We start from the raw sequence: 25,885 nt of genomic DNA, 5'->3' as shown, positions 1-25,885 counted from the left end.
GGGGTTCCTCCTGGTACGCCCTGCATTCTGGCAGGTGCGACGGACGGAACGGGCCCGGCCGTGTCCCGCGGGCGTGGTGGCGCGTTGTGCTGACGGCCGGTGACACACGGTTGCACCGTGATCACGAGGCCGGATTTGTCTGATATGAGATAGATCCCAGCACGCGCACGTTTCTCGTGGAGGCGATGGTGGCTCAGGCCCCGACACCGGTCACCCAGTGGGGCGTCCCCCTGGCCGGACCGTTCCGCTGGACGCGGCCCGCCACCTGGCCGAGGGAGGCGCTCGCGCTCGCCGGCTACTGGGCGGCCTCCCGACTGGTCATGATCGGCATGCTCCGCTCCGGCAAGGCCGAGCAGGCCATCGAGGTGCACCGCACCTACTTCGCCTGGTACGAGATGCTGCGCGAGGGCCACTTCCCGGTGGACGACGTGACCTGGCAGTACCCGCCGGGCGCGGCGCTGGCCATGCTCGGCCCGGACCTGCTGCCGTTCCTGACCTACCTGCAGGCGTTCGTGGTGCTGATGCTCGTCACCGACGCCGTCACCCAGGCGGCCCTGGTGAGGGTCTCGCTGCGGCGCAGCGGCGGCGTGCACCGGGGGCGTTCCACCGCGGGCGCGTGGATGTGGGCGCTCTCGCTGCCCCTCATGCTCGGCCTGCCGTACGGCCGGTACGACCTGCCGGTGACGGCGCTCGCGATGGCGGCCCTGCTGCTCATGCCGAGCCGGCCGCGGGCGGGCGGGGCGCTCGCCGGGATCGGCGCGATGGTGAAGGTGTGGCCCGCGCTGGTCGTCCTGGGTGCGCCGCGCGGGCGTGGCACCCGGCAGGCGTGGGTGGCGATGTGCGCCTCCGCGCTGGCCCTGCTGCTCGTGCTGGCCACGATGTTCGACGGTGCGTTCGACTTCCTCACGGCCCAGCGCGGCCGCGGCGTGGAGATCGAGTCGCTGGGCGGCAGCGCGCTGCAGGTCGCCCGCGAGCTGGGCTGGCCGGGCGAGGTCGAGATGCACTACGGCTCGCTGGAGTTCCTGGGGCCGCACGTCGACCTCATCGCCCGGGTCTCCCTGGTGCTGACCGCGCTGGCGTTCGGCTGGCTGCTGCTGTGGCGCTTCCGGGCCCGGCGCTGGAGCGCGGCGCTGCCGTACGACGCGGCGCTGACGGCGGTGCTGCTGTTCACCGTGACGAGCCGGGTGATCAGTCCGCAGTACCTCATCTGGCTGATCGGCCTGGCCTCGGTCTGCCTGACCGTGCGCGGCTCCTCGCAGCGGCCGGTGGCCGTGCTGATCCTGCTGACGGTCGGCGTCACCACCATCGACTACCCGCTCTTCTTCGACGCGATGATCAAGGGCGGCTGGCAGCCGGCGCTGGTGATCGTCGCGCGCAACGGGCTGCTGCTGAGCGCCTCCCTCTGGTCCGCCGCGCGGCTGTGGCGGGCCTCGGTCTCGCCGGTGCCGGCGATCCAGGAGGCACCGGCCACCCGGCGGGGGCCGATCCGGGTCGCCTGAGGTCGCCCCCGGCCGGCCGGGGCGCGGGTCGGGCGCCACCTGCGGGGAGTAGACGGGCCGTCACCAGGCGGGCCGCAGCCGCCCGCCCGGGGCGAGGTCGGCGAGGTCGGCGGCGAGCCGGCGGAGTCGCTGCCCGCCGAGCACGTCCTCCCACGCCCCCACCGCGTCGGCGGCGGCGGCGTCGGCCGCGCGGGTGCAGGACCAGCCGCGCTCGGTGAGGAGGACCAGCCGGGCCCGCGCGTCCGCCGGGTGCGGCCTGCGCTCCACGTAGCCCTTGCGGACGAGTTCCTCCACCATCTGGCTGGCGGCCTGCTTGGTCACGCCGAGGTGGTCGGCGAGTTCGCCGACGGTCGCCCCGTCGGGGGCCAGGCGGACGAAGGCGTAGCCGTGCGCGGGCCTGATGTCGTCGAAGCCGCGGGCCCGCACCCCCCGGTCGATCGCACCGACCAGGTCGGCGGCCAGGCCCAGGATCAGCGGCGGAAGGGTGCGGGCGGCGGTCGGATCCATGCCGGGAAGTCTAGCCACGCGCCCTTCTCCCGGGTCCGGCACCGAGCAGATCGTCAATCTACTTGACCATATCGTCAAGAAGGTTGACCATATACGGGAGCCCACCGACCACCACTCCGCACGGAACCGAGGCCGCCATGCCCGTCGTCACCACCGACCGCGCCACCGTCCACACCCTGCACGGGGCCCGCTTCGTCTCGTACGCCTCCGCCGGCACCGGCGCCGACCGCCTGCGGTGCTGGCGGGTCGAGATCCCGGCCGGCGTCACCGGTGTCGAGCACACCATCGACCGGGAGGAGGTCCTGCACGTCCTGACCGGCGCCCCCGTCGTCACGCTGGACGGCGACACCACGGCCCTGCAGGCGGGCGACACCGTGGTCGCCCCGGCCGGGACCGCCCTGAGGATCGACAACCCCGGGCCGGACGCCGCCGCCGCCTGGGCGACCACCGTCGCGGGGCTGCGCGCCACCCTCCCCGACGGCACGGTCGTCGGGCCGCCCTGGGCGCAGTGACCCCACCGGGCCCGGGCCGTGTACCAGGACGTCAACAGAGGGGGATGCACGTGGAGTTCGGGGGGAGAATGGGCCCGGGCCGGATCACCGTGCTCACCACGACGTCAGGAAGGTCCCGCGATGGCCCGCCCGTCCGCACACGACCACAGGTCCGACTCCCACGACGACCCCGACGTGTCGGCCGACAGGTCGGGGTCGGACGGTCCCGGCGACCGCCGCCCCGCCGGGCGGGACCGCTCCCCCGGCCGCCGGCTCCCCTGGTACTTCGGCCTGCCCATCGCCCTCGCCGCCGTCCTGGCGGTGCTGTTCGCGGCGGCCAGACTCGACCTGATACCCGGCCTGCCCGACCCCTTCGCCCGGCAGGAGATCGACCGCAGCCAGCCCGCACTCCTCAAGTCCATCCAGAACATGAGCCGCTACACCGCGGCCACCGGCAACTTCCAGGTCATCGTCGACCTCGACCAGGACGCGAAGTTCCTGCCGTCCCAGGTGCTCGGCAAGCGCACGCTCTACGTCGCCGCCGGCACCGTCGGCGCGTACGTCGACCTGGGGGCGCTCCAGCAGGGCGCCGTGACCGTCTCCGAGGACCGCCGCACCGCGAGCATCGTGCTGCCGCACGCCCAGCTCGCCGACACCGCGCTCGACGTCCGCAAGTCGTACGTCTTCTCGCAGCAGCGCGGCTTCTTCGACCGGATCGGCGACTTCTTCTCCGGCAACCCCGGCGACCAGCAGAAGCTGGAGATCCTCGCCACCGAGAAGATCCAGGCCGCCGCGAAGGACACCGCCCTGACGACCACCGCCGAGACCAACACCACGGCGATGCTGCAGGGGCTGCTGCGCTCCCTCGGCTTCACCACCGTCACGGTCACCACGGCCGCCTGAGACCCGCCCCCGCCGCGGACGTCCGGCCGGCCCGTCACCACGGACGGGCCGGCCGGACCCGCGGTGGGGCGGGCCGGTGCGCGGACGGTCAGCTCCTCGTGCGCTGCGTCCACATCGGGGCGGCGACCGCGACCAGGGCGACCGCGAAGCCGATCTGCAACAGATGGCGGGTCCAGTCCACGCCGCCGGTGTGGGCGACGCCGAGCCACCCGGCGACGAGGTTCCCCAGCAGGGCGCCCAGGGCGCCCAGCAGCATCGTCAGCCACCAGGGGATGGACTGCGGCCCGCGCAGGATGAGTTTGGCGATCACGCCGAGCACGAAACCGATCAACAGGATCCACAGCAGCTGGAACACGCTTCCTCCGCTCTGCGCTGCCCACCCTCCGAAACCGGATGAGGCCGGACGCCGCCGCCCGACGGGGTGATCACCAGCTTGCGTCCTGAGCGGCGTTTCGGCACGCCGGGGCGGCCGTGCACCCGGTCGTGCACCGCTTGCACGGACCCGTCGCCGCGGTCCCGCCGCGGCCCCGCGCGGCCACGGACGACTCCCCCGGGCCCTACTCGGGGTCGAGGGCCTGCTCGGTCCAGATCGTCTTGCCGGACTCGCCGTACCGGCTGCCCCACCGGCTGGTGACCTGGGCGACGAGGAACAGCCCGCGGCCGCCCTCGTCCGTGGTCCGCGCGTGCCGGAGCCGGGGCTGGCTGTTGCTGGAGTCGGTCACCTCGCAGACCAGGACGCGGTCACGGACCAGCCGCAGGCCGACCGGCCCGTCGGCGTACCGGATCGCGTTGGTGACCAGCTCGCTGACCACCAGCTCGGTGCTGAACGCCTGGAACTCCAGCCCCCACGCCTCCAGCTGGGCGCGGACGGCCTCGCGGGCACCCGCGACGGCCGCAGGGTTCGGCGGGAACTCCCAGGTCGCGATGGACTCGGCCGGCACGGCACGGGTCCGGGCGAGCAGGAGGGTGATGTCGTCGTCGACGCGGTGACGGGCCGACCGGACGGCCTCGATGACGTCACGGCCGGCCTCCTCCAGCGGCCGGCCCGGCAGGCAGGCCGCCCCGAGTCGCGCGGCGAGCGCGTACTCGGCCGCCTCGTCGCCGTGGCCCGGTGCCTCCGCCGGCGACGCACCGGAACCGCCGGCGGCACCGGCGGCACCGGCGGCGCCGCGGGCCAGCTCGACGAGGCTGTCGCTGTGCAGGGCCAGCACGCTGCCGGGCCGCAGCTCGATCTCCGTCACCTCGAACGGCATGCCGCCGACCCCGAGGGTCGGGCCCGGCACGAGCTGGACGAGCGTGGTGGTGCCGTCCGGACCGACGACGACCGGCGCGGGATGGCCCGCGCTCGCGACCAGGCAGCGGCGGCTCACCGGGTCGTAGACCGCGTACAGGCAGGACGCGCCCACGGTGTCCGGGTGCTCGGCCTCCCCGGCCATCCGCTGGACGAGGTCGTCGAGGCGGGCCAGCACCTCGTCGGGGCCCAGGTCGAGGTCGGCGAGGGTCTGCACGGCGGTGCGCAGCCGGGCCATGGTGGCGCTGGCCCGGAGGCCGTGCCCGATGACGTCGCCCACCACGAGCGCGGTGCGCAGCGAGGACAGCGGGATCACGTCGAACCAGTCGCCGCCGACGCTCGCGTCGCCCTGGGCCGGCAGGTAGACCCCCGCCGTCTCGGTGGCGGCGGTGCTGGCGGAGGCCGGCGGCAGCAGGCTGTTCTGCAGCATGACGGCGGTGCGGTGCTCGCGCGTGTAGCGGCGGGCGTTGTCGATGCCGAGCGCCGCACGGGCGGCGATCTCCTTGAGGAGCTTGGCGTCCTGGCCGTCGAAGGAGTGCTGCCGCCGGGTGCGGTAGACCTGCACGTACCCCAGCACCAGGCCGCGGGCGACGAGGGCGGCGCCGATGGAGGCGTGCAGGTCGTCGGGCACCATGCGGCCGGCCTCGGGGGCGTCCCCGAGGAAGGCCATGTACTGGCGGCGGTCGTTGGAGATCAGCACCTCGCCGCGTTCGAGGTGCCGGAAGCCGGGCTGGTCGGGGATGGGCGGCAGCAGTTCGCCCGCCCGGATCTGGCCGGCGGGCCAGGGGCCGTACTCGTGCTTCGTGGCGATCCGGCGGAAGTCGCCCTGGAGGCCTTCGACCCGGTGTGACGGCTCGCCGCCGTGCAGGGCGGACTCGGCGATCTCGACCGCCGCGAGGTCGCCGAGCGCGGGGACGAGGATGTCCACCAGGTGCTGCGCGGTGCGGCGGACGTCCAGGCTGTCGTTGATGCCGCCGGACGCGCGGTAGAGCAGGTCGAGCCGGCGGATCGACTGGTAGCGGTCGGTGACGTCGACCAGCGACGACAGCACGCCGTCGATGCGCCCGGCCAGGTCGTGCACGGGCAGGGCCGTCATCGAGAAGACCTGGTCGGGGTTCCCGGGGCGGCGGTTGTGGAGCACCCCGGACGCGCCGACCACCACCCGGCCGGTCTCGACGACCTCGCGGAGCAGGTCGGCCGCGGTGCCGTCGCCCTCGGGCCAGGTCATGGCGCGCATCGGGTCGGCGCCGGCGCCCGGCTGCGGGTCGGTCCACGTCAGGGCGGGGCTGGCGCGCCGCACCCGCAGGTCCGGGTCGTGCACGGCGACCTGCCAGGCGTCCTGGGCGAAGAGGGTGCGGGCCGGGGCGACGGCGTCGCGCCACTCCTCCAGGGTGTCCATCCCCAGGCCGAGGGCGAGCACGCCGCCGGAGCCGCTGAGCGGGAGCAGCCGCACCCAGACGTCGACGTCGTGGCCGTCGTGGTGGCGGAGCGCGAGGACCCGGCCACCCGCGGCGCCGCCGAGCGGTTCGCCCGTGGGCGGGTGGCGGCGGCGGCCGAGCAGGGCGCGGGCGGGCCGGCCGGTCACCTCGGACGCCGGGCGGCCCAGCAGGGCGGCCGCGCCCTCCGTCCACACGACGACGTCGCCGCTCGCGTCGATCACGGCTGCGAGGGCGCCGTTCAGCGGAGCCGGACAGGGCTCCGGAATCGTGCGAGGTCGGGACATGGGATCGCTCCGGACTCCGTCGGGCTTGCTGAGTCCATTCTGCCCCTCCTTCCGCAGGCCCAACGCCGGACGCACGCCGAACGCACGCCGGACCCGCGCCGCGGAGCCGTCGGGCGCCGGGCCGGACGGCCGCCCGGGGAAGCGGCCCGGTGCGGCGGGACGGCGGGGGAAGGCTGACGGCCCTTCGGCGTGGCGCGGCCCGTGCGGGTACGACGGGCCGTCACCGCGCGGCGCCGGGCGGTGGAGGACCGGTGTCGGCGGGGCGTCAGCCCCCGGCGCAGATCCGGCCGGTGCCCGGCAGGTCGTCCGTCCAGGGGCGCTCGCCCGCCGACGGCAGGCCCAGCCAGGTGATCACCGTCGGGACGGCGGCGTCGCGCGCGGCGTCGAAGTGGGCCCCGGTCATGCCGTCGCCGGACGACCGGCCCCTGAGGCGGCGCCCGATCCACGGACCGACGTGGCCGCCGAACCAGCGGAGGTCGGCGCGGATCCGGGCCGGGCGGCCGGGAGGGGCGGCGGGCGGCAGCGGCACCCGCCAGTCCTCCGCGGCGGGCCAGCCCAGGGCCTCCAGCACGGCGACGGCGACCCGCCGGTGCCCCTCGGGCGAGAGGTGCAGGCGGTCGTCGGCCCAGAGCCGGGGGTCGTCGAAGCAGGGCGCGCTGAAGAGGTCGACGACGACCGCGCGGCCGCCCGAGTCACGGGCGAGGTCCTGCACGAAGGCCTTGAGGTCGAGGATCGCGGGCAGCAGCCGGGCGCTGCCGGGCATCCGGCGGCTGGGGTCGGTGCTGGTGAACAGCACCACGGTCGCGCCGCCGTCGAGCAGGGCGGTGGCGGCGGCCCCGAGGCGCTCCCGCACGTGGGCGATGTCGCAGCCGGGGCGCAGCGCGTCGTTCAGACCGCCGGCGAGGGTGACCAGGTCGGCGCCGACGGCCGCGGCCGGGCCGACCTGCTCGTCGCAGATCTGGCCGATCAGCTTGCCGCGGACGGCGAGGTTGGCGTACCGCAGGCCCTCGCCCGCGCGCTCGGCGGCCAGGGCGGCGGCGACGCGGTCGGCCCAGCCGCGGTAGCGGCCGCCGGGGAGCAGGTCGTCGCACATGCCCTCGGTGAAGGAGTCCCCGACGGCGACGTAGCTGGTGATGGTGGTGGCTGTGTTCTCCATGGCCCGACGATCGTACGCGGACCGGCTACCGGCCGGTACGCGGGGCTCGGCCGCCGCCCCGGGCCGGACCGGCGGTCCGGGGCGGCGGCCGGGAGTCAGTGCGAGGCGGGGTGGGAGGACGGGCGGCGGCCGCGCAGGTGGCGCTCGACGTCCTCGGGGCCGGGCGCGTGCCGGGTGAAGACGTCCTGGCCGACGACCGTCGACTCCCAGACGTCGTCGGCGGCGGCCGACCGGGTGAGCAGCCAGGTCGCGAGGATCGTGCCGTCCTCCTCCAGGTGCTGGCCGCTCCAGCTGGTGACCGACCCGGCGTCGCCCCCGTGGTTGCGCCAGGCGACCGTCCAGCCGACCGCCGCGCCCCTGCCCGGCGCGACCGGACCGTCGTGGCGCCCGGTGAGCTCGTACGGGCCGGCCACGTGGCCGGCGCCCGACTCGTACGTGCCGGTGAGGGCGCCGGACGGGTCAGCGGTGAGGTGCATGTGCGAGCCGAACTCGTTGTACCAGTCTCCGGCGATGGTCATCGATGGTCTCCCTGGGCGGACCCGTTCCGGCGGCCGCGCCCGGTGGGCGGCCGCATGCGTGTGCTCCCAGGATCGGGCGCCGGGCCGGGCCGCGCGACCGTGACGGGGCGGCCCGCCGGGGCCCGGGCCCCGCACCGCGGCCGGTGGCGGCGGCCCGGTTCGGAGCCCGCCCGCACGGGGTCCGCACGGGGTGCGCGGGGCGGCTGCGGAGGGCGCGGCGACCTGCCTCCACGGCCCCGGCCTGCGGCGGACCTTCGCCGATCTCGGGGGTTCGGGCCCCACCATGACAGGACATCGGCATAATCTCCGCCATGACGACGAGCCGGGCGAACATACGAGCCATTGCCGAAGACTTGTACGTATGGCTTCCGCCGAAGCGCGGCTGGGGTCTCGCCAACTGCGGCCTGCTCACGTCGTCGACCACCGCCGCCTGGATCGACGCCCCCTACGACCCGTCGCTGGCGGGCGAGTTCCTCGCCGAGAGCCGCGCCCGGCTGGCTCCCGGCGTGGGCATCGACCGGGTGATCGCCACCCACGCCAACGGCGACCACCTGTGGGGGGCCGTCGTGCTGCCGGACGCCGAGGTGATAGCCACCCGCGAGGCGATGGAGCACATCCACTACGAACCGACCCCGCAGCAGCAGCACGCGCTGATCGCCGACGGCGACCCGGCGTCGCCGCTCGGCTGGTACCTCGCACGGCACTTCGGCGGGTTCGACTGGTCGGAGACCGGCGCGGTGCACCCGACGCTGATGTTCCGCGGCGAGCTGGAGCTGAAGGTCGGCGACCACCCGGTGCACGTCATCGGCCTGCCGCCGGCCCACACCGAGGGCGACCTGATCGTCCACCTGCCGCGGCAGAACGCGGTGTTCGCCGGTGACGTGATCTTCGGCTCGACCGCCGACTTCCCCGGCGACCACCCCGTGCACTGGGCCGGGCCCCTGCAGAACGTCATCGACGCCTGCGGGCAGGTGCTCGCCACCGGTGCCGGGATCGTCGTCCCCGGCCACGGGCCGGTCCTCGACCGGGCCGGCGTGCAGGAGCACATCGCCCACCTCGCCCACGTCCAGGAACGGGCGCACGCCCTGCACGCCGCCGGGGTGCCCGCCCTCGACGCCGCCCGCACCGTGATCGCCGAGCAGCGGTACCCCGAACTCGGCCTGCCCGAGCGCCTGGTGGTGACCATCGCCGCCGAGTACCGGCACCTGGACGGCTCGGAGCAGCCGGGCATCATCGACGTCATGTCCCGGGTCGCCACCGTGGCGGCCGAGTTGGAGGCCGCACGGTTCCCCGTCCAGCGGAACCGGGAGGCCGGCCCCGACCGGCTGACCGTCTGACCCCGCGCGGCCCCGTCCCGAACCGCCGGAGGCCGCACCGGAGCCCCCACGGCCACGGCACCTCCGCACCACCCCCGGCCCGCACCACGGGCCGACCGCGCGAGCACCCACCGCGCACCCGTACGGCCCGCACCGCGCCCGACCCCGGCGCGGACCGGCCCCCACCACCCGCACCGGCGGACCCGCACCACGGGCCCTCCGGCAGCACCGCCCGACGCACCTCCCCTCCCCCCGACCGACCTCCGGCCGCGCCCGTACGGCCCGCACCGGAGGCACGTCCCCGTCCGACGGAGGACACCGAATGACCCAGATCGCCCTGCTCGCACCGGCGGCCGTCAGCGCCGCCGCCCTGGCCGGAGCGGGTGTCATGGCCCGCGCCCGGCAACGCGCCACCCGCCGGGCCGCAGCCGCCGAGGAACGGCTCGCCGCCTGCGAGGAGCACGCCCGCACCACCGAGGCCGGGCTCGCCCTGAGCCTCCACCGCAGCGAGGAGCACGGCCGCACCGTCGGCGCCCGGCTCGCCCGCAGCGAGGCCGACGCCCAGGACGCCCGGGAACGCGTCCGGACCCTGCTCGCGGAGATCGGCCACCTCGCGGAGCACCGGCTGCCCGCGGCCGCCCTCGCCCTGACCCACCCCACCGCCCCGGTGCCCGCCCTGCTGGAACCCGGACGCGTCGGCGAGGACGCCGAACTCGCCCTCAAGGCGGTGATCGACGCCTCCTGCGCCGCCGTGCTCGGCGAACGCGACCGGGTCGACGCGGCCGCCCGCGCCACCATGCGCGGCGCCACGTCCAAGATCCAGACGCTGCTCTACCAGGTGCAGAGCCTCGTGCAGCAGCTGCAGCACGACAACGACGACCCGCGCCTGCTGGAGGTCGACTTCCGCAACGAGGTCGCCCTGCGGCGGATCCAGACCGTCGCCGTGCTCTGCGAGGCGTGGCCGGGCCTCGCCCGGACCGACTCGCCGCTCGCCGAGGTCATCGCCGGAGCCCTCTCCCGGGTGCCGGGCTATCCGCGGATCAAGGTGGCCAACCACCTGCGCGAGCCGCGCCTCGCCGTCGTCGCCCGCGCCGCCGAGCCGCTCGCCGTCGCCGTCGCCGAGCTCCTCGCCAACGCCACCGCGTACTCGCACCCCGACACCGAGGTGCCCGTCACCTTGCAGCAGGGCGGCCGCGGCGCGCTCGTCGTCATCGACGACAGCGGCATCGGCATGGACGAGGACCAGCTCCGCCGTGCCCGCCGACTCCTCGCCGGCCCGCCGAAGGTGCTGCTGACCGAGCTGGGCAACCCCCCGAAGGCGGGCTTCGCCGTGGCCGGCGGCCTCGCCCGGCAGTACGGCTTCACCTGCCACATCGAGCCGTCCCCGTACGGCGGCATGCGGACGATCATCCGCGTTCCGGCCGCCCTGGTGACCGTCGTCGACTCCGAGCAGACGCTGTCGATCCTGGCGCCGCAGCCCGTGCGGGCCGGCACCGCCGGCAGTGCGGCCACCGCGGCGCCGGGCGAGCGGGCCACCCCCGTCCTGGCCGCCGTGCCGGAGCCGGACGCCGACGGACTGCCCAGCCGGCGCCGCCGGCGGCCGCAGCACCAGCAGCCGGCCGTCGACGACCTGCCGGAACCACCGGCCGGACGTACCCCCGAAGAGGCCGCCGCGCGCTGGCACGCGCTGCAGCAGGGCACGGGCTCGGGACGGGCAGCCGTCGCGGGTACCGCACCCACCCCCGTACCGAATGAAGGAGCAGACCAGTGAGCACGACCCGCCGCCCCGTCTCCGACGAGATCTCGTGGGTGCTGACCCCCCTCCTGGAGCTGCCCGGGGTGCAGCACGCGCTGATCGCGACCGGTGACGGCCTGGTCGAGGGTGCCTCCCCGGATCTGAGCCGGGCGTCGGCCGAACGGGTCGCCGCCATGACCGCGACCCTGCACGCCGCGAGCCGCGCGTTCACCACCGCGTTCACCGACGTGGAGAAGCCGAAGCTCGCGCAGACCGTCGTCGAGTCCGACCTCGGCTTCGCGATCGTCGTGCCCGCGGGGCAGAACACCTCGCTCGCGGTCTTCGCCACCCCGGACGCCCAACTCGGCAACATCGCCTACCAGATGCAGGTACAGGTCGCCGCCCTGGCCCGGGCCCTGGCGAGCCCGGCACGGCAGCCGGACGCCACCGGCCGCACATGACCGGCCTCCCGCCGCGGCGGATGGTGCCGGCCTACCTGGCGACGGGCGGCCGGGCCCGGCCCGGCCGCGCGTCGCTCGACCGGCTCACCGTGCTCACCGCGGTCGACCCGAGCCCGGCCGACGACCTCGGCCCCGAACACCGCTCGCTGCACGAGCTGTTAGGGGCCGGGGCGCTCACCCTCGTGGAGGCCGCCGCGCACCTGCGGCTCCCGGTGAGCGCCACCGGCTTCCTCGCCGCCGACCTGGTCGACGCCGGAAGGCTCCAGGCCCGCACCCCCATCCCCCGCGCCCAGCAGATCGACCACGCCCTCGTGGAGAGGCTCCTCGTTGGACTCCGCACCCTCCGCTAGCCGGGTCGGCTACCTGCCCGACCAGCAGCAGACCCTGATGAAGGTGCTGGTCGCCGGCCCCTTCGGGGTCGGCAAGACCACCCTGATCCGGACGCTGTCCGAGATCCCCACCCTGCACACCGAGGAGGTGATGACCGAGACCGGAGCACCCGTCGACGACACCGCCGGGCTGCCCGACAAGACCACCACCACGGTCGCCGTCGACTTCGGACGCCTCACCGTGCCCGACGACCTCGTGCTCTACCTCTTCGGCACGCCCGGGCAGCGGCGGTTCTTCCCGCTGTGGCACGACATCGCCCGCGGCGCCCTCGGCGCGCTCGTCCTGATGGACACCCGGCGCCTCGCCGAGTCCTTCGAGATCATGGACCTGATCGAGGAGCAGGGCCTGCCGTACGCGGTCGCGGTCAACCGCTTCCCCGACGCGCCCGACCACTCCCCCGAGGTGCTGCGCGCCCACCTCGACCTGCACCCCGACACCCCGCTGGTGGTGTGCGACGCCCGCGAACGCGCCGGAAGCATCGACGCGCTCATCGCCCTGGCCGAACACGTCCTGCGCAAACTGCCCCAGGAGCCCCGGTGACCCCCACCGACCCGCAGCCCGACCACCGGCCCGGCCCACCGCCCGGCCCGCCCGCGCCGGAGGCCGCAGCACGGTCCGCGGCGGAGCCCGAGACCGCGCCCGAGGCCGTGCCCGAGGCCGTGCCGCTGTACGGCCCGGACTTCGCCGCCGACCCGCACGGCGTCTACGCCCGGCTGCGCCGCCACGGCGCGTCCGCGCCCGTCATGATCGCGCCCGGCGTCGAAGGCCTGCTCGTCACCGACTACCAGGCCGCGCTCGACGTGCTCCGCGACACCGACACCTTCTCCAAGGACCCCCGCAACCGGCACCCGCCGCTGCCCCTCGACTCGCCCGTGCTCCCGATCCTCGGCTACCGGCCCACCGCGCTCTTCAGCGACGGCGACGAGCACCGCCGCTACCGGCAGGTCATCACCGACGGCCTCGCCCTGATCGAGCCCCACACCCTGCAGGCCGCCGTCACCGGGGTCGCCGGCGACCTGATCTCCCGCTTCGACGGCACCGGCACCGCCGACCTCATCGCCCAGTACGCCCGCCGGCTGCCGCTCTTCGTCTTCAACACGTGGTTCGGCGTGCCCGCGGAGCACAGCGACCGGCTGGTCGCCGGCATGGCCGGCATGATGGAGTCGGCCGCCCGCGCCCAGGCCGCGTACGCCGACCTCGTCGCGGTGGTCACCACGATGGTCGCCGAACGGCGCGAACGCCCCCGCAACGACCTCACCTCGTGGCTGCTGACCCACCCCGCCGACCTCGACAACGACGAGGTCGTCCGGCAGATCACCCTCGTCATGAGCGCCGGGCACGAGCCGACCACCAACCTCATCGGCAACGCCCTGCTCCGCGTGCTCACCGACGACCGGTACGCCGGCTCGCTCTTCGGCGGCGCGATGACCGCCCACCAGGCCATCGACGAAGTGCTCTGGCACGACCCGCCGCTGAGCATCCTCTCCGCCCACTACCCGCGCTACGACATCGAGTTCCACGGGCGCCGGCTCCGCGCCGGGCAGCTCGTCCTCGTCTCGTACGCCGCGGCGAACGCCGGCACCGCGCCGGCCGCCGACGACGGGCAGCTGCGCAGCGGCGAGAGCGCCCACCTCTCCTGGGGTGCCGGGCCGCACTCCTGCCCGGCCCGCGACCCCGCGATGCTGATCGCGATCACCGCCGTCGAGCAGCTCACCAGCCGGCTGAGGGATCTCGAACTCAGCCTGCCGAAGGAGCAGTTGATCTGGCGGCCCGGGCCCTTCCACCGGGCCCTGGTGAGCCTGCCGGTGCACTTCTCGCCGGTGGTCCGCGAACGGCCGGCGGCCGTACCCGCGGACGCGGTCGGCTGACCGGCGCGGCCGGGGCCTCAGGCCCCGGCCGCACGGGTGAGGTCAGGCCTCGGCCGGACCCGAGAGGACCAGCCGCACACCGAAGTTGCGGTAGCCCGCCCGCTCGAACGCCGCCGCCATCGGCACGTTGCCGAAGTCGGTGTCCGCCCCGATCCGGGCGGCGCCGCGGGACGCGTGGCTGCGGGTGATCTCCGCGAGCAGGTCGTCGACCAGGCCACGGCCGCGCAGTTCGGGCAGCACCCCGAGATACCCGACCACCGGACCGCCGTTGTTGGCCGACGGGACGGCGAATCCGGCCGGTTCGCCGTCGGGCGTGCGGGCCAGCCGCCACCAGGCCCGGTCGCCGGGCATCCGCAGGTACTCGGCGAGGGTCTCCTCGGCCTGGGCCCGCCCGTCGAGCCGGAGCAGGCCCCGCCGGGTGTCGTCGTCCAGGCTGCCGACGGCGACCCGCCGGAAGACCTCGGTGAACTCCTCGTCACCGGCCTCGGTGAACACCAGCCGCCCGGTGGGCTCCGGTACCGGACCGCCCGGCGTCCACTCGTAGCGCAGCCGCTCCAGCTCGCCGGTCAGACCCGCGCGGGCGGCGACCTCGCGCCGCCAGTCGACGGCCGCGCGGACCGCCGCGTCCTCGCGCCAGGCCGGCGGCAGGAAGAGGTGGAACTCGGGCAACGCGCCCGCGGGGAAAGCCGCGTGGGCGGCGGTGAGCAGCTCGGCGGCGAGCGCCGTCGGGTCGGCGACGCCGTCGTCGACCCAGACGCAGTCCAGCGCCAGCGGACGGTCACCGTCGGGGAAGGTCCACCAGACGGCGCGGGCCAGCAGCCGGCCGTCGGCGTCCTCGGCGATCCAGGTGTGGGCGGGGCGGTAGCTGCCGTCCGCGAGGAAGCGGCGGTAGCGGTCGGGGTCGGCCCAGCTGACCGGGGCCGTGACGGTGCAGGAGAGGACACGGTCGAGATCGGACTCGACGGTGGGACGGATGCGCACGCTGCCTCCGAAGCAGGTCGGCAGGCGCTTCCCGGGCTCTACGGCCTAGCGGGTGTTCCCGTGGGGAAGCGCCGGTGTGTGGGTGGGGTACATCGCGGTGCCTCCCTTCTCCGCTCGCGGCGGGCGGGGCGCTCGGTGCGCCGATGGTCGAATATAGGGCGCGTCTGACAGTCGGTCAACCACCCTCCGGCACCACGGCACCCGCTCGTCGGCCCGCCCCCGTCGAGCGGCCGGGGGGCGGGGTGGGCGACCGGTAGGTTGACCCGGTGCCGTTCACCCTCAGTCACCCCGCCGCCGTCCTGCCGCTGATCGTCCGGGGGCGCGGGCGCGGGCCGCTCCTCGCATCCGCCCTGGTCGCCGGGTCGGTCGCACCGGACATGCCGTACTTCGCCGACTCCGCGGTGCCCGGGGCGTTCGGCTTCGGCGCGGTGACGCACGCCTGGTGGGGGGTGCCCACCGTCGACGTGCTGATCGCCGCCGTGCTCGCCGGGCTGTGGCACGGGCTGCTGCGCGTGCCGCTGCTGGCGCTGCTGCCGGAGCGCTGGGCCGGGGGCCCGGACGCCCCGGCGCCGGCCCGTTCCGTACGGGCCGGCGCCGCCTTCGCGGTCTCGGCCGCGCTGGGTGCCGCGACGCACGTCGGCTGGGACGCCTTCACCCACCACGACCGGGCCGGGGTACGGCTGCTGCCGGTGCTGGACCGCACGGTGGTCGCCGGCCAGCCGCTGTACACCGTGCTGCAGTACGGCTCGTCCGCGGTGGCGCTCTGCTTCCTCGCCCGGTGGCTGGTGCAGGAACTGCGGCGGCGCGCGGCGCTGCCCGGGCCCGGGCCGGTGCGGCCGCTCGGCCGGCGGGCGAGGGCCGCCGTGCTCGGCGCGGTCGCGGCGGCCGCCGCCGTCGGGACGGCACTGCGGATCGACCGGTGGTCGGGGCTGCGGGCCGGCGCGTCGCCGTACGAGCTGATCCCCACCGTCGCGTTCGGCTCGCTGGCGGGGGCGGGTGCGGCGCTGCTCGGCTACGCGATCGTGCACCGACTGACGGGCGGTAAGGGGCTGGCGCGGCGGTACGGCCGCGCGGCATGATCACGGCATGACCTGGACCGCACCTGACATCACCCGGACCGGCGGCTCCCTGGTGGCCGGCGAACGCGACATGCTGGAGGGCTTCCTGACCTGGCAGCGCGACACGCTGCTCGTCAAGTGCGCCGGGCTGACGGGCGAGCAGCTCGCCCTGCGTCCGCTGCCGCGGTCGAACCTCTCCCTGCTCGGCCTGATCCGCCACATGGCGAAGGTCGAGCGGATCTGGTTCCGCGAGCGGATCGCGGCCGAGCCGGTGCCGCGGCTGTACGCGGAGAGCGGTGCGAAGGACGCCGACTTCGACGAGTTGGACGCGTCCCGCGCGGCGGAGGACCACGCCCGTCTGCTGGAGGAGCGCCGCCTCGCCGAGGAGGCGCTGGGGAAGGCCTCGCTCGACGACACGTTCACCCACGACGGTGACGAGTACTCGGTGCGGATGGTGCTGTTCCACATGATCTCCGAGTACGCCCGCCACAACGGCCACGCCGACCTGCTGCGCGAGCACACCGACGGCGCGGCCGGCTACTGACACCACCCCGGCGCAGCCGCCCCGGAGCCGGCGCTCGGCGGCCGGAGCGCCCCTGCCGGTCCGTTCCCCTGCCGGTCCGTTCAGGTGCGGCGGACGCGGTGGTGGAGGTGGGTGACGCGGTCGCCCTGGACGACGTCCGGGTCGTCGAGGAGCAGCGGGGCGCCGGTGAGGGCGCCGAAGTAGCGGACGCCAGCGCCGAACACGACCGGTACGAGGTCGATGCGGACCTCGTCGACGAGGCCGGCGGCAAAGGCCTGGCCGCCGACGTCGCCGGGGGTGACCGAGACGTCGCCGTCGCCGGCGTACTCCGCGGCGCGGGCGACGGCCTCGGCGACGCCGCCCGTGACGAAGGTGAACGGCGCGTCGGGGAAGTCCCAGCCGGTGGGCGGGCGGTGGGTGACGACGAAGACGTGTTCGCCGACCGCCGGGCGGCCGTTCCAGCCGTTGGTGAGGTCGAAGAGGCGGCGGCCGATGACGCAGGCGCGGATGCCGGACCAGGCGGTGCGCAGGTAGGCGGCGCTGGCGGCGGAGACGTGGAACACCCGCTCCGGGTCGGCGCCGGTGAAGGCGGTGTCGCCGTTGCCGTACCAGTCGAAGAGCGGGCCGACCCGGTCGGCGGTGTCGGCGACGAAGCCGTCGAGCGACATCGAGGCCTGGGTGACGACGCGGGCCATGGGTGCTCCGTCCTGTGCCGGGTGGGGAGGGCGGCCTCGGGCGGGGCCGAGGCCACCCTCCCGTCCCGCGGCTCCGTCGGGCCACCCGGCGCGCGGGGCCGGGGGCCGGACGGGTGACGGGGCGCGGGTCCGGGCCGGGACGGGCGCGGTCAGACGGCCTCGGTGTACCAGTGCTCGCGGACGGCGTCGGTGGGGCGGGGGTCGCCGAGGTCGGCCCGGCCCCAGGCGGCGAGCGAGTCGAGGACGGTGCGCAGGGCGTGGCCCCGGTCGGTGAGGCCGTAGACGACGGCGTTGGCCGGGCGTTCGAGGCGGCGGCGTTCGACCAGTCCTTCGCCCTCCAGCTGCTTGAGGCGGGTGGCGAGGATGTCGGTGGAGACGCCGGGCAGGTCGGCGTGCAGGTCGGTGTAGCGGCGCGGCCCGCCGAGGAGTTCACGGACGATCAGGAGGCTCCAGCGCTCCCCCACCGCGTCCAGGGCGCGGGCGACGGCGCAGTACTGGTCGTAGCTTCGGCGTGGCATGGGGATCAGCATAGCCAAAAGGTTGGACTTTCCAAGTGGTTACTTGGTAGAACAAAGCAATCAGTGGTGAGGTCGGGAGGCCGCAGTGGAGTTTCGGCAGTCCAGCAAGCTCAAGGGCGTCTGCTACGAGATCCGTGGCCCGGTGGTCGACCAGGCCAACGCGCTGGAGGAGGCCGGGCACAGCGTGCTGCGGCTGAACACGGGCAACCCGGCACCGTTCGGTTTCGAGGCGCCACCGGAGATCCTGCAGGACATCATCCGCAACCTGCCGAACGCCCACGGCTACAGCGACTCCCGCGGGATCCTGCCGGCCCGCCGCGCGGTGGTGCAGTACTACCAGCAGCGCGGGGTCGACGGCATGACGGTCGACGACGTCTACCTCGGCAACGGCGTCTCCGAGCTGATCCAGATGTCGGTGCAGGCCCTCGTCGACAACGGCGACGAGGTGCTCGTGCCGATGCCGGACTACCCGCTGTGGACGGCGGTGGTGCGGTTCGCCGGCGGCAAGGCCGTGCACTACCTCTGCGACGAGCAGGCCGGCTGGTACCCCGACCTCGACGACATCGCCGCGAAGATCACCGACCGCACCCGTGCGATCGTCGTCATCAACCCCAACAACCCCACCGGCGCCGTCTACTCGAAGGAGCTGCTGGAGGGCATCCTCGACCTCGCCCGGCGGCACGGCCTGATGGTGCTGGCCGACGAGATCTACGACAAGATCCTCTACGACGACACCGAGCACCACTGCGTGGCGGCCCTCGCCGACGACGTCTTCACGCTCACCTTCAACGGCCTCTCCAAGGCGTACCGGGTGGCGGGCTTCCGCAGCGGCTGGCTGGCCGTCTCCGGCCCGAAGCAGCACGCCCGCGACTACCTGGAGGGCCTCACCATGCTCGCGGGCATGCGGCTGTGCCCCAACGTGCCCGCGCAGTACGCGGTGCAGGCGGCGCTCGGCGGCCACCAGTCGATCAACGACCTGACGCTGCCGACGGGCCGGCTGACCGAGCAGCGCGACGTCGCCTTCCGGGCCCTGAACGAGATCCCCGGCGTCAGCTGCGTCAAGCCCAAGGGCGCGATCTACGCCTTCGTCCGGCTCGACCCGGAGGTGCACCGGATCGTCGACGACGAGCGGTTCGTGCTGGACCTCCTGCTCCGCGAGAAGATCCACGTGGTGCAGGGCACCGGCTTCAACTGGCCGCGGCCCGACCACTTCCGCTTCGTCACCCTGCCCCGGGCGGACGACCTGGAGACGGCGATCAACCGGATCGGCCGGTTCCTCGCCACGTACCGGCAGTGAGCGGGCGGGCGGGCCGCCCGGCGGGACGGGGCCGGGCCCGGGCGGGGGCATGGCACCCGGGCCGGGCGGCGGGGCGGCGCACGCTGGATCCGGCCGCGCCCGGGGGCTAGCATCGGACGCACCGGACAGACAGGTCTGTCTCCCCGATGCCCCGGAAGGGACCCCCATGCCCAAGCCGCCCGCGGCCGGAACCCAGGCCCCCGACTTCGCCCTCCCCGGCCTCCACCTCGCCGGGGACACCGCCGAACGCCGGGAGTACCGCCTCGCCGACGCCAAGGGCGGCCCCCTGGTGCTCGTCTTCTACCCCGGCGACGACACCCCGGTCTGCACCAAGCAGCTCTGCGAGTACACCTCCGACCTGGAGCGCTTCACCGGCCTCGGCGCCACCGTGTGGGGCATCAGCCCGCAGGACCTCGACAGCCACGAGCGGTTCGCCCGCCGCCACCGCATCGCGTTCCCGCTGCTCGCCGACCCCGACCGCGAGGTCGCGAAGGCGTACGGCATCGCGGTGCCCGGCCTCGGCCTGCGCCGCTCGGTGTTCATCCTCGACGCCGACCTGACGGTGCGCTGGAAGCACGTCGCGCTGGCCGGCCTGACCTTCCGCCACAGCGACGAACTCGCCGACGCCCTGGCGTCCCTGGCCTGACAGCCGCTCGGGCCAGCCCCCGGACGGCGGGGGCGGGCCCGGTGCGTCAGCGGCCGCCGCGGCCGCCCGCGCGGCGGGCGATCGTGTAGTGGTCGACCCGCGTGCCGTCCTCGGCCAGCGCGGTGACCTTCATGGTGGCGGTGCGGCCGGCGTGCGCCGGGGCGACGTCCACCCGGATGAACGAGTAACCGGTGTAGCGCACCCGCGACCACGCGACCGTCTCCGGCACCTTCACCCCGCCCTGCGCGAAGTGGTAGGTGGCGACGGTGTCCTGGTGGTTCTCGTGGCCCTCGTACGTGTCGGGCGCGTCGAAGCCGTACAGGCTGCGGCCGGCCGCGCCCGCCGTCACGTACACGACGCCGTCCCGCTCGGGCTCGACGGTGCCGCCGCTCGGCACGGCCCTGGAGACCTTGTTGCCGAGGATCGCGTCGGTGCGCTCGTACACGTGGTTGTGACCGTTGACGACCAGGTCGACCCGGTACTTCTCGAAGAGCGGCACCCACGCCTCCCGCACGCCGCCCTCGGAGGCGTGCTGGTGCGTGGTGGAGAAGGCGCAGTGGTGGAAGAACACCACGATGAAGTCGACGCCCTCGTCGTGCCGCAGCTCGCGCAGCCTGCGCTCCAGCCAGGCGGTCTGACGGCCCGCGGTGATGCCGAGGTTCGCCGGGATCTCGTACGACACGTCGTTGGCGTCCAGCGAGATCACGCCGACGTTGCCGTAGGTGAAGGAGTAGACGCCCGGCGCGTGGCGCGGGTCGGGGCCGTTGCCGGGCAGGAAGAAGCGGGCGTCCTCGCCGCCGTAGCCGTTCGGCGAGTACCACGCCTCCATGTCGTGGTTGCCGTACGCGACCATCCACGGGACCTTCGAGGCGACGGTCTCGGTCTGCGCGAGGAAGGCGTCCCAGGTCGCCGCCGAGTAGACGGAGCCGTCACTGCTCTGGCCCGAACCCGCCGGGTCGGCGTAGCAGATGTCGCCGGCGTGCAGGTGGAAGCGCGGGTTCTGCGCGAGGATCACGTGGTCGTTGCCGGCCGCGTGCGCGGACACGCCCTGGTCGCCGAAGGCCGTGAAGGTGAACGGCTCGTACGGCCGCCCGCCCCGCCCGCGGCGCGACGGCGCGGTGCGGAACGTCGACAGGGTGGAGATCGCCTGCCCCGAGGCCGGGTCGAAGCCCTGGTGGCCCACGCCGTAGTAGTACGTGGTGTCGGGCACCAGGTGGTCGAGCTCGACGTGCAGGTAGTACTGGTCGACGGGCGCGCCCCCGGGGGTGAGCGCCGGGGTGTGCAGTGCGCGGACCTCCGCCTCGATCCGGTGGCTCAGCTCCCACGGGTGCCGGCCGAACCGCAGGAACGGCTTCTTCACCGGTGCCGGCACCTGCCACGACACCCGGAAGCGGGTGTCCGGCTCGGCGCCGAAGGCGAGATGACGGCCGATCGGGGCGACCGCCGCCCCGTCGACGCCGTCGGTGGCGGCGCGGCCGGGCACCGGCGCGGCGGACGCGCTGCCCGTGCCCAGCGCGCCGCCCACGGCCACCAGGGTCGCGGTGGCCGCGCCGGAGCGCAGCAGACGGCGGCGGGAGAGCCGGCCGCGCAGGTACTCGTGCTGCTCGGCCATGGTGAGGCGGTCGGCGAGGCCCGCGGGCACGCCCATGTTCGGGATATCCATGCCGGGAGGCTCGCAGGGACGGTCGGCCTACGGACGGACGCACGGTGAACGCCCGCCGTCCCGCAGGTCAGCGACGCTGCAAGACTGCGTCATGCCTTCGCAAACCCGTCCGCCACGGCGCCGGCCGTACGGGTGCGGGGTCGGGCGTGGCGGAGGCCTCGGGGCCGGCGGCGGACGGGCGCCTGCGGATTCGGGTCAGAGCTCCACGGTGTACGTGCAGAGCCGGCCCGCCGTCAGTTCGAGCACCTCGGTGCCGTCCTTGTGCAGCGGGGCGATCCGCAGTTCGACGGTGCTGTCCGCCGCGGCCCGCACGGCGACGGTGACCTGCTCGGGCGACCAGCTCAGCTCCTCGACCACCGCGCCGAAGCGGGTGCGCGCCCCGGTGAGCCGGCCGTGCGGCAGGCACGCGGGCAGCGCCGGCAGCACGGTGAGCCCGGCCGGGCGGTCCCCGCGGGCCGGCCGGGAGCGCACCAGCATCTCGGTGAGGACGCCGGGCAGCGCGTGCGCGACGTCCGCGTTGAAGACGTCCCGGCCCGGGTAGTGGCTGCTCATCAGGGAGCGGAAGAAGAAACCGCGGACGAGCAGCTGGGCGAGCTGCCGGGTGAGCAGTCCGGCGTCGTCGAGGCGGGCGGCGGCGAGGGCCCGGTGCAGGTGGCCGTGCCCGGAGTGGTTCTCGTCCCCGCGCAGCAGCAGGGCCGTGCGCGCCGCCGCGGCGAGCTCGGGCTCCCGCTCCGGGGTGATCTCGTCGAGCGGCCAGACCGGGTAGAGGTGGCTGACGTGCCGGTGGTCGTACCCGTCCCGGTGGCCCGGCCAGGCCCACTCGGCGAGCGCGCCGTCCTCGTTGACCCGGTAGTCGGGCAGCCGGGCGGCGAGGGCCCGCCAGCCGGCGGTGCGGTCGGCGGGCGCCGCGGCGTGCGCGTCGGCGAGGTCGGCGGCCGTGGTGAGGGCGTGCCGGGCGGCGGCGATGTCCATGGTGGCGTTGACGGACGCCGCGGCGGGGGCGGCCTCACCGGTGGCCGGGTCGACGGGGTGGTTCTCCGGGGAGTACGAGGGCACGACGACGAGGCGCCCGTCGGGGCCGGTGCGGCTGAGGAAGTCCTCGTAGAAGGCGGCGGTCTCCAGCAGGGCGGGCAGCAGCTCGCCGGTGAGGAAGGCGGTGTCGCCGCTGGTCTCGGCGTGCTCCAGCAGCGGGTGCAGCAGCCAGTCGGCGCCGGCCGTCCAGAGGTGGTGCGCCCAGCTGTGGTTGAAGTGGTACTGCAGGCCGTTGGTGCCGTCGCTGTGCGCGGGGGCGACGGCGCCGCGGGTGCCGTACAGGCGGCGCGCGTTGGTGCGCCAGTCGGGCAGCTGGTCGCGGACGAGCGAGGCGAGGGCGAGCGAGGCCTCGGGCAGGCCGGTCGCGGCGGCGCCCGCGAGCTGGAGGTTGAGGTTGGCGTTCAGGGTGAACGCGCCGCCCCAGGCCGTCCGCCAGTCGCCCGTCCACAGGCCGCACAGCCGGGGCGGCCGGTGCCCGGAGGAGGCCAGCAGGTGGTACCGCCCGGCGGCGAACAGCGATTCGAGCAGGGCGAGCTGTAGGGTCGACGGGTCGCTCTCCTGGCGCTCCAGCAGTTCGGCGACCGGCCGGTCGCGGTCGGCGGCCGGCGCGCCGAGGTCGAGCGACACCCGGTCGTAGGCCTCGGTGTGCAGGTCGAGGTGGCGCTGCAGCAGGGTCTCGTGGTCGTCGGACAGCGCGTACATGCCGGTGTCCAGGCGGCCGAGGCGGCCCGCCGGGTCGGCGACCGGGCCGCGGGCCGCCCGGGTGAGCAGCAGCAGCTGCCGAGCGCCGGTGACGTGCACGCGGGGGCCGTCGCAGCGCACGCTGCCGCCCGGGGCGAGGATGCGGGTGGCACCCCGGTAGCCGAACTCGCTGTCGGGGTAGCGGACGCGCAGCCGCAGCAGGGCGGAGTCCCGGCCGGGGGCCTCGGCTCCGGCGGGCCGCGGGGCGGCGGCGGTGATCTCCGCGGGCCGGTAGACCGAGCGGACGGCGGCGCGCAGGTCGTCGGGCGCGCCGGGCAGCCGCGTTTCGAGGTACACCTCGGCGTCGACCGCGCCGCCCGCCGGGGCGGTCAGCAGGTGCACGACGACGTCGTCGGCCCGCGAGACGAACGTCTCCGAGCGCCACCAGCCGTCCGCCTCGCGCCACTCGGCTGCGATGACGCCGGTGCGGAAGTCCAGGCTGCGCCGGTAGCCGCCGGCATCGGCCCCGGCGGCGGGGCGCCGCACGCGCACGGCGAACGCCGGGTGGAACGGCTGCACGTAGCGCGGCTCCCAGTCGCCACCGAACGCGTCGACGGCCTCCTGCTGCCGCCCGGCGAGCAGGGCGTCCTGGACGGCGGCCAGGCGCGGTGCCAGCAGGGGCGGTTCGACCCCGCTCCCCTGGTCCGGCCGGACCAGGTCGTGGTGGGTGATCACCAGCGACTCGTCGTCCGTGCGGCCGTGCGCCAGCACGCCGTGCCGGCCGTTGCCGCCGAGGTAGGCGTCCTCCCAGCGGGCGGCGGGCGCGGTGTCGTGGATGCCGTGCGTGAGTGCCTCGGGCATGGGGGACCGTCCTGTGGATTACAGCGGGCGGAGGACCGCGGCGCCGTACGGGGCGAGGTGCAGCGCGGCGGTGCAGGGGTCGGCGGAGTCGGGAGCGGGGGCTCCGGGGGCGGCCGCTCCGGGGGCAGCGGCTTCGGGGTCGGTGACGGTGGGACCGGTGACGGCGGGACCGGTGGCCGCGAGCAGGTCGCGGTGCGGGCCCGGCAGGGCGATGCGGACGGTGTCCGCCGTGTGGTTGAGCACGAAGAGCAGGCCGCCGCGCCGCACCGCCTCCACGCCCGCGGGCAGCCCGGCGAGCGCGGGCCGGGCGCCGGCGGCCTCGGCGGCGTCCGCCAGGAGCCGCCGCAGCAGGGCGGGTTCGGGCAGGGTGGCGAGGTAGCGGGCGCGGCCGCGGCAGGTGGCGGCGGGGGTGCCGTCGGCGAACGCCGCGAGCACCTCGGTGCCGTCCGCCAGACGCAGGTCCTCGCTCCACAGGTCGGCGGTGCCTCCGCCGTCCAGCGGGGCGGGGCCGGTGAGGGGGCGCCACTCCAGCGGCTGCACGCCGAGGAGTTCGCGCAGCCGCTCGTCCATGCCGCCGGGGCGGATGGTGTCGGTGTCGTCCGCGACGCCGGTGAAGAAGCCGCTGACGAGGGTGCCGCCGCCGGCCGCGTACGCGGTGAGGTTGTCGATCGCGGCGTCCGTGGCGAGGTAGAGGTTGGGCACGGCGACCATGCGGTAGCGGGTGAGGTCGGCCTCGGGGTGCACGTAGTCGGCGGTGAGGTGGGCGTCCCACAGGGCGCTGTGCCAGGCGAGTACGAGGGGGCCGAGGTCGACCCGGTCGGACGGGCGGCCGCGCTGCTCCAGCGCCCACCAGCTCTCCCAGTCGAGCACCACGGCGACGTCCGCCTCGACGTCGGTGCCCACCACCTCGGCGATCAGCGGGAGTTCGCGCCCGAGGGTGCGGACGGCGCGGTGCTGGGGGGTGTCGGCGCCGGCGTGCGGCAGCAGGGCGGAGTGGAACTTCTCCGCGCCGGAGCGGGAGGCCCGCCACTGGAAGAAGCAGAGGCCGTCGGCGCCGCGGGCGACCGCCTGGAGGGCCTCCAGGCGGAGCCGGTCGACGGGCTTGGCGCGGTTCACGCCGCGCCAGTTGACGGCGGACGCGGCCATCTCCATCTGCAGCCAGGGACCGCGGGCCTGGCCGCGGGTCATGTCCTGGCCGAGGGAGGCCCACACCATCGCCCGCGGGTCGGCCGGGTCGGGGTAGCTGTCGAGGGAGACGACGTCCTCCTCGGCGGCGAAGGCCCAGCAGTCGAGGTGCGGGTGGAGGGTCATGAAGTTGGTGGTGACCGGCAGGTGCGGGGTGTGGCGGCGCAGCACGTCGCGCTCGGCGGTGAAGCACTCCAGCAGCACGTCGGAGCTGAACCGGCGGAAGTCCAGCTGCTGCGCCGGGTTGGGCAGGTACGGCGCGGCGCGCGGCGGGGCGACGGTCGACCAGGTGGCGTGCTGCTGGCTCCAGAAGGCGGTGCCCCAGGCCGCGTTGACGGCGTCGAGGCCGCCGTAGCGTTTCTGCAGCCAGGCGCGGAACCGGTCGGCGGTCTCGTCGCAGTGGCAGACCGGCCCGTACTCGTTGTTGACGTGCCACATCCGGACGGCCGGGTGGGTGCCGAACTCGGCGGCGAGCGCCTCGGTCAGGGCGAGGGCGTGGCGCCGGTAGTCGGCGGAGGACGGGCACCACTGGTTGCGCGAGCCCCAGGAGAGGGTGGTGCCGTCGGCGGTGACCGGCAGGGTGCCGGGGTGGAGCTCGCCGAGCCACGGCGGCGGGGAGGCGGTCGGGGTGGCCAGGCACACCTCGATGCCGCCGCCGTGGAGCAGGTCCAGCACGCGCCGGAGCCAGCCGAAGTCGTGCACTCCGGGGGCCGGTTCGAGCTTCGCCCAGGAGAACACCCCGACGGTGACGGTGGTGACGCCCGCCTCGCGCATCAGCCGGACGTCCTCGGGCCAGACGTCCTCGGGCCACTGCTCGGGGTTGTAGTCGCCGCCGTAGAGGAGGCGGCCTCGGGTCGCGTCGGCAAGGGATGGCATCGGGGTGTCCT

The 25,885-nt window shown here is 75.3% G+C and carries 23 protein-coding genes and 1 pseudogene; 13 read left to right on the top strand and 11 right to left on the bottom strand.

What is annotated here, in order from left to right:
* Positions 1-185 precede the first annotated feature (185 nt).
* Entirely contained in the window at positions 186-1,499 is a 1,314-nt protein-coding gene (locus tag OG335_RS28555; RefSeq protein ID WP_405014002.1) for a glycosyltransferase 87 family protein, read from the top strand.
* Positions 1,500-1,559: 60 nt separating this feature from the next.
* On the opposite strand, the gene OG335_RS28550 is transcribed toward OG335_RS28555, so the two are convergent.
* Entirely contained in the window at positions 1,560-2,006 is a 447-nt protein-coding gene (locus tag OG335_RS28550) for a MarR family winged helix-turn-helix transcriptional regulator (RefSeq protein WP_405014001.1), read from the bottom strand.
* Positions 2,007-2,143: 137 nt separating this feature from the next.
* Here OG335_RS28550 and OG335_RS28545 point away from each other — a divergent pair, with 137 nt between their 5' ends.
* Positions 2,144-2,518 carry a cupin domain-containing protein gene (locus OG335_RS28545; protein WP_405014000.1) on the top strand — a complete coding sequence of 125 codons (375 nt, stop codon included), beginning with the start codon at positions 2,144-2,146 and terminating at the stop codon, positions 2,516-2,518.
* Positions 2,519-2,638: 120 nt separating this feature from the next.
* Entirely contained in the window at positions 2,639-3,400 is a 762-nt protein-coding gene (locus OG335_RS28540; protein ID WP_405013999.1) for a DUF4230 domain-containing protein, read from the top strand.
* An 88-nt stretch (positions 3,401-3,488) separates the two neighbouring features.
* On the opposite strand, the gene OG335_RS28535 is transcribed toward OG335_RS28540, so the two are convergent.
* The 4 genes from OG335_RS28535 to OG335_RS28520 form a co-directional block, all read right to left on the bottom strand.
* Positions 3,489-3,755, bottom strand: coding sequence for a GlsB/YeaQ/YmgE family stress response membrane protein (locus OG335_RS28535; RefSeq protein WP_405013998.1), 267 nt, complete (start codon positions 3,753-3,755; stop codon positions 3,489-3,491).
* A gap of 202 nt (positions 3,756-3,957) precedes the next feature.
* On the bottom strand, positions 3,958-6,414 hold the full coding sequence (locus tag OG335_RS28530) for a SpoIIE family protein phosphatase (RefSeq protein ID WP_405013997.1): 2,457 nt from the start codon (positions 6,412-6,414) through the stop codon (positions 3,958-3,960).
* Positions 6,415-6,679: 265 nt separating this feature from the next.
* Positions 6,680-7,570 carry an SGNH/GDSL hydrolase family protein gene (locus OG335_RS28525; RefSeq protein ID WP_405013996.1) on the bottom strand — a complete coding sequence of 297 codons (891 nt, stop codon included), beginning with the start codon at positions 7,568-7,570 and terminating at the stop codon, positions 6,680-6,682.
* 95 nt (positions 7,571-7,665) lie between these two features.
* Positions 7,666-8,088 (bottom strand): avidin/streptavidin family protein, encoded by a 423-nt coding sequence (locus tag OG335_RS28520; protein WP_405013995.1) that lies wholly within the window; start codon positions 8,086-8,088, stop codon positions 7,666-7,668.
* A 311-nt stretch (positions 8,089-8,399) separates the two neighbouring features.
* On the opposite strand from OG335_RS28520, the gene OG335_RS28515 reads away from it, so the two are divergent.
* The 6 genes from OG335_RS28515 to OG335_RS28490 all read left to right on the top strand — a co-directional run bounded on the left by OG335_RS28515 (position 8,400) and on the right by OG335_RS28490 (position 13,858).
* Complete coding sequence (locus OG335_RS28515) at positions 8,400-9,425, top strand: MBL fold metallo-hydrolase (protein ID WP_405013994.1); 1,026 nt, start codon at positions 8,400-8,402, stop codon at positions 9,423-9,425.
* A gap of 301 nt (positions 9,426-9,726) precedes the next feature.
* Positions 9,727-11,175, top strand: a complete 1,449-nt coding sequence (locus OG335_RS28510; protein WP_405013993.1) for an ATP-binding protein — start codon at positions 9,727-9,729, stop codon at positions 11,173-11,175.
* Positions 11,172-11,600: a roadblock/LC7 domain-containing protein gene (locus tag OG335_RS28505; protein WP_405013992.1), complete on the top strand. Its 429-nt coding sequence runs from the start codon at positions 11,172-11,174 to the stop codon at positions 11,598-11,600. The genes OG335_RS28510 and OG335_RS28505 overlap by 4 nt, the downstream gene beginning before the upstream one ends.
* Complete coding sequence (locus OG335_RS28500) at positions 11,597-11,950, top strand: DUF742 domain-containing protein (protein ID WP_405013991.1); 354 nt, start codon at positions 11,597-11,599, stop codon at positions 11,948-11,950. The genes OG335_RS28505 and OG335_RS28500 overlap by 4 nt, the downstream gene beginning before the upstream one ends.
* A complete protein-coding gene (locus tag OG335_RS28495) occupies positions 11,928-12,530 on the top strand; it encodes a GTP-binding protein (protein ID WP_405013990.1) in 603 nt (200 codons plus the stop codon). The genes OG335_RS28500 and OG335_RS28495 overlap by 23 nt, the downstream gene beginning before the upstream one ends.
* Positions 12,531-12,637: 107 nt before the next feature.
* Positions 12,638-13,858 (top strand): cytochrome P450, encoded by a 1,221-nt coding sequence (locus OG335_RS28490; protein WP_405015556.1) that lies wholly within the window; start codon positions 12,638-12,640, stop codon positions 13,856-13,858.
* Positions 13,859-13,900: 42 nt separating this feature from the next.
* Here OG335_RS28490 and OG335_RS28485 read toward each other — a convergent pair whose 3' ends face one another.
* Positions 13,901-14,839 (bottom strand): GNAT family N-acetyltransferase, encoded by a 939-nt coding sequence (locus OG335_RS28485; RefSeq protein WP_405013989.1) that lies wholly within the window; start codon positions 14,837-14,839, stop codon positions 13,901-13,903.
* Positions 14,840-15,105: 266 nt separating this feature from the next.
* Between OG335_RS28485 and OG335_RS28480 the strand changes: the two genes are divergently transcribed.
* Together OG335_RS28480 and OG335_RS28475 are read left to right on the top strand one after the other, a co-directional pair.
* Positions 15,106-15,918 (top strand): DUF4184 family protein, encoded by an 813-nt coding sequence (locus OG335_RS28480; protein WP_405013988.1) that lies wholly within the window; start codon positions 15,106-15,108, stop codon positions 15,916-15,918.
* Between the two features lie 7 nt (positions 15,919-15,925).
* On the top strand, positions 15,926-16,441 hold the full coding sequence (locus tag OG335_RS28475) for a DinB family protein (RefSeq protein ID WP_405013987.1): 516 nt from the start codon (positions 15,926-15,928) through the stop codon (positions 16,439-16,441).
* Positions 16,442-16,521: 80 nt separating this feature from the next.
* Here OG335_RS28475 and OG335_RS28470 read toward each other — a convergent pair whose 3' ends face one another.
* Positions 16,522-17,115, bottom strand: a complete 594-nt coding sequence (locus tag OG335_RS28470; protein ID WP_405013986.1) for a dihydrofolate reductase family protein — start codon at positions 17,113-17,115, stop codon at positions 16,522-16,524.
* A gap of 164 nt (positions 17,116-17,279) precedes the next feature.
* Positions 17,280-17,633, bottom strand: a pseudogene (locus OG335_RS28465) (winged helix-turn-helix transcriptional regulator); the annotation flags it as partial.
* 85 nt (positions 17,634-17,718) lie between these two features.
* Here OG335_RS28465 and OG335_RS28460 point away from each other — a divergent pair.
* Both OG335_RS28460 and OG335_RS28455 read left to right on the top strand, forming a co-directional pair.
* On the top strand, positions 17,719-18,930 hold the full coding sequence (locus OG335_RS28460) for a pyridoxal phosphate-dependent aminotransferase (protein WP_405013985.1): 1,212 nt from the start codon (positions 17,719-17,721) through the stop codon (positions 18,928-18,930).
* A 166-nt stretch (positions 18,931-19,096) separates the two neighbouring features.
* Positions 19,097-19,576: a peroxiredoxin gene (locus OG335_RS28455; RefSeq protein ID WP_405013984.1), complete on the top strand. Its 480-nt coding sequence runs from the start codon at positions 19,097-19,099 to the stop codon at positions 19,574-19,576.
* Between the two features lie 46 nt (positions 19,577-19,622).
* On the opposite strand, the gene OG335_RS28450 is transcribed toward OG335_RS28455, so the two are convergent.
* From OG335_RS28450 to OG335_RS28440, 3 genes are all read right to left on the bottom strand, one after another.
* Positions 19,623-21,239: a purple acid phosphatase family protein gene (locus tag OG335_RS28450; RefSeq protein WP_405013983.1), complete on the bottom strand. Its 1,617-nt coding sequence runs from the start codon at positions 21,237-21,239 to the stop codon at positions 19,623-19,625.
* Positions 21,240-21,434: 195 nt separating this feature from the next.
* Positions 21,435-23,813: a glycosyl hydrolase family 95 catalytic domain-containing protein gene (locus tag OG335_RS28445; protein WP_405013982.1), complete on the bottom strand. Its 2,379-nt coding sequence runs from the start codon at positions 23,811-23,813 to the stop codon at positions 21,435-21,437.
* Between the two features lie 18 nt (positions 23,814-23,831).
* Complete coding sequence (locus tag OG335_RS28440) at positions 23,832-25,874, bottom strand: beta-galactosidase (RefSeq protein ID WP_405013981.1); 2,043 nt, start codon at positions 25,872-25,874, stop codon at positions 23,832-23,834.
* Positions 25,875-25,885: the final 11 nt, after the last annotated feature.

This window comes from Kitasatospora sp. NBC_01539 (assembly GCF_045040525.1).
Lineage (GTDB): Bacteria > Actinomycetota > Actinomycetes > Streptomycetales > Streptomycetaceae > Kitasatospora.
Note: the sequence above shows the minus strand (reverse complement) of the source record. Positions and strands in the feature narration are given on the sequence as shown.

What these genes read in the sequence shown, in the direction of transcription:
- OG335_RS28500 (WP_405013991.1), top strand. Translation starts at nt 11,597, where the DNA reads ATGACCGGCCTCCCGCCGCGGCGGATGGTGCCGGCCTACCTGGCGACG.
- OG335_RS28530 (WP_405013997.1), bottom strand. Translation starts at nt 6,414, where the DNA reads ATGTCCCGACCTCGCACGATTCCGGAGCCCTGTCCGGCTCCGCTGAAC.
- OG335_RS28520 (WP_405013995.1), bottom strand. Translation starts at nt 8,088, where the DNA reads ATGACCATCGCCGGAGACTGGTACAACGAGTTCGGCTCGCACATGCAC.
- OG335_RS28510 (WP_405013993.1), top strand. Translation starts at nt 9,727, where the DNA reads ATGACCCAGATCGCCCTGCTCGCACCGGCGGCCGTCAGCGCCGCCGCC.
- OG335_RS28455 (WP_405013984.1), top strand. Translation starts at nt 19,097, where the DNA reads ATGCCCAAGCCGCCCGCGGCCGGAACCCAGGCCCCCGACTTCGCCCTC.
- OG335_RS28475 (WP_405013987.1), top strand. Translation starts at nt 15,926, where the DNA reads ATGACCTGGACCGCACCTGACATCACCCGGACCGGCGGCTCCCTGGTG.
- OG335_RS28445 (WP_405013982.1), bottom strand. Translation starts at nt 23,813, where the DNA reads ATGCCCGAGGCACTCACGCACGGCATCCACGACACCGCGCCCGCCGCC.
- OG335_RS28470 (WP_405013986.1), bottom strand. Translation starts at nt 17,115, where the DNA reads ATGGCCCGCGTCGTCACCCAGGCCTCGATGTCGCTCGACGGCTTCGTC.
- OG335_RS28450 (WP_405013983.1), bottom strand. Translation starts at nt 21,239, where the DNA reads ATGGATATCCCGAACATGGGCGTGCCCGCGGGCCTCGCCGACCGCCTC.
- OG335_RS28515 (WP_405013994.1), top strand. Translation starts at nt 8,400, where the DNA reads ATGACGACGAGCCGGGCGAACATACGAGCCATTGCCGAAGACTTGTAC.
- OG335_RS28550 (WP_405014001.1), bottom strand. Translation starts at nt 2,006, where the DNA reads ATGGATCCGACCGCCGCCCGCACCCTTCCGCCGCTGATCCTGGGCCTG.
- OG335_RS28540 (WP_405013999.1), top strand. Translation starts at nt 2,639, where the DNA reads ATGGCCCGCCCGTCCGCACACGACCACAGGTCCGACTCCCACGACGAC.
- OG335_RS28525 (WP_405013996.1), bottom strand. Translation starts at nt 7,570, where the DNA reads ATGGAGAACACAGCCACCACCATCACCAGCTACGTCGCCGTCGGGGAC.
- OG335_RS28545 (WP_405014000.1), top strand. Translation starts at nt 2,144, where the DNA reads ATGCCCGTCGTCACCACCGACCGCGCCACCGTCCACACCCTGCACGGG.
- OG335_RS28555 (WP_405014002.1), top strand. Translation starts at nt 186, where the DNA reads ATGGTGGCTCAGGCCCCGACACCGGTCACCCAGTGGGGCGTCCCCCTG.
- OG335_RS28440 (WP_405013981.1), bottom strand. Translation starts at nt 25,874, where the DNA reads ATGCCATCCCTTGCCGACGCGACCCGAGGCCGCCTCCTCTACGGCGGC.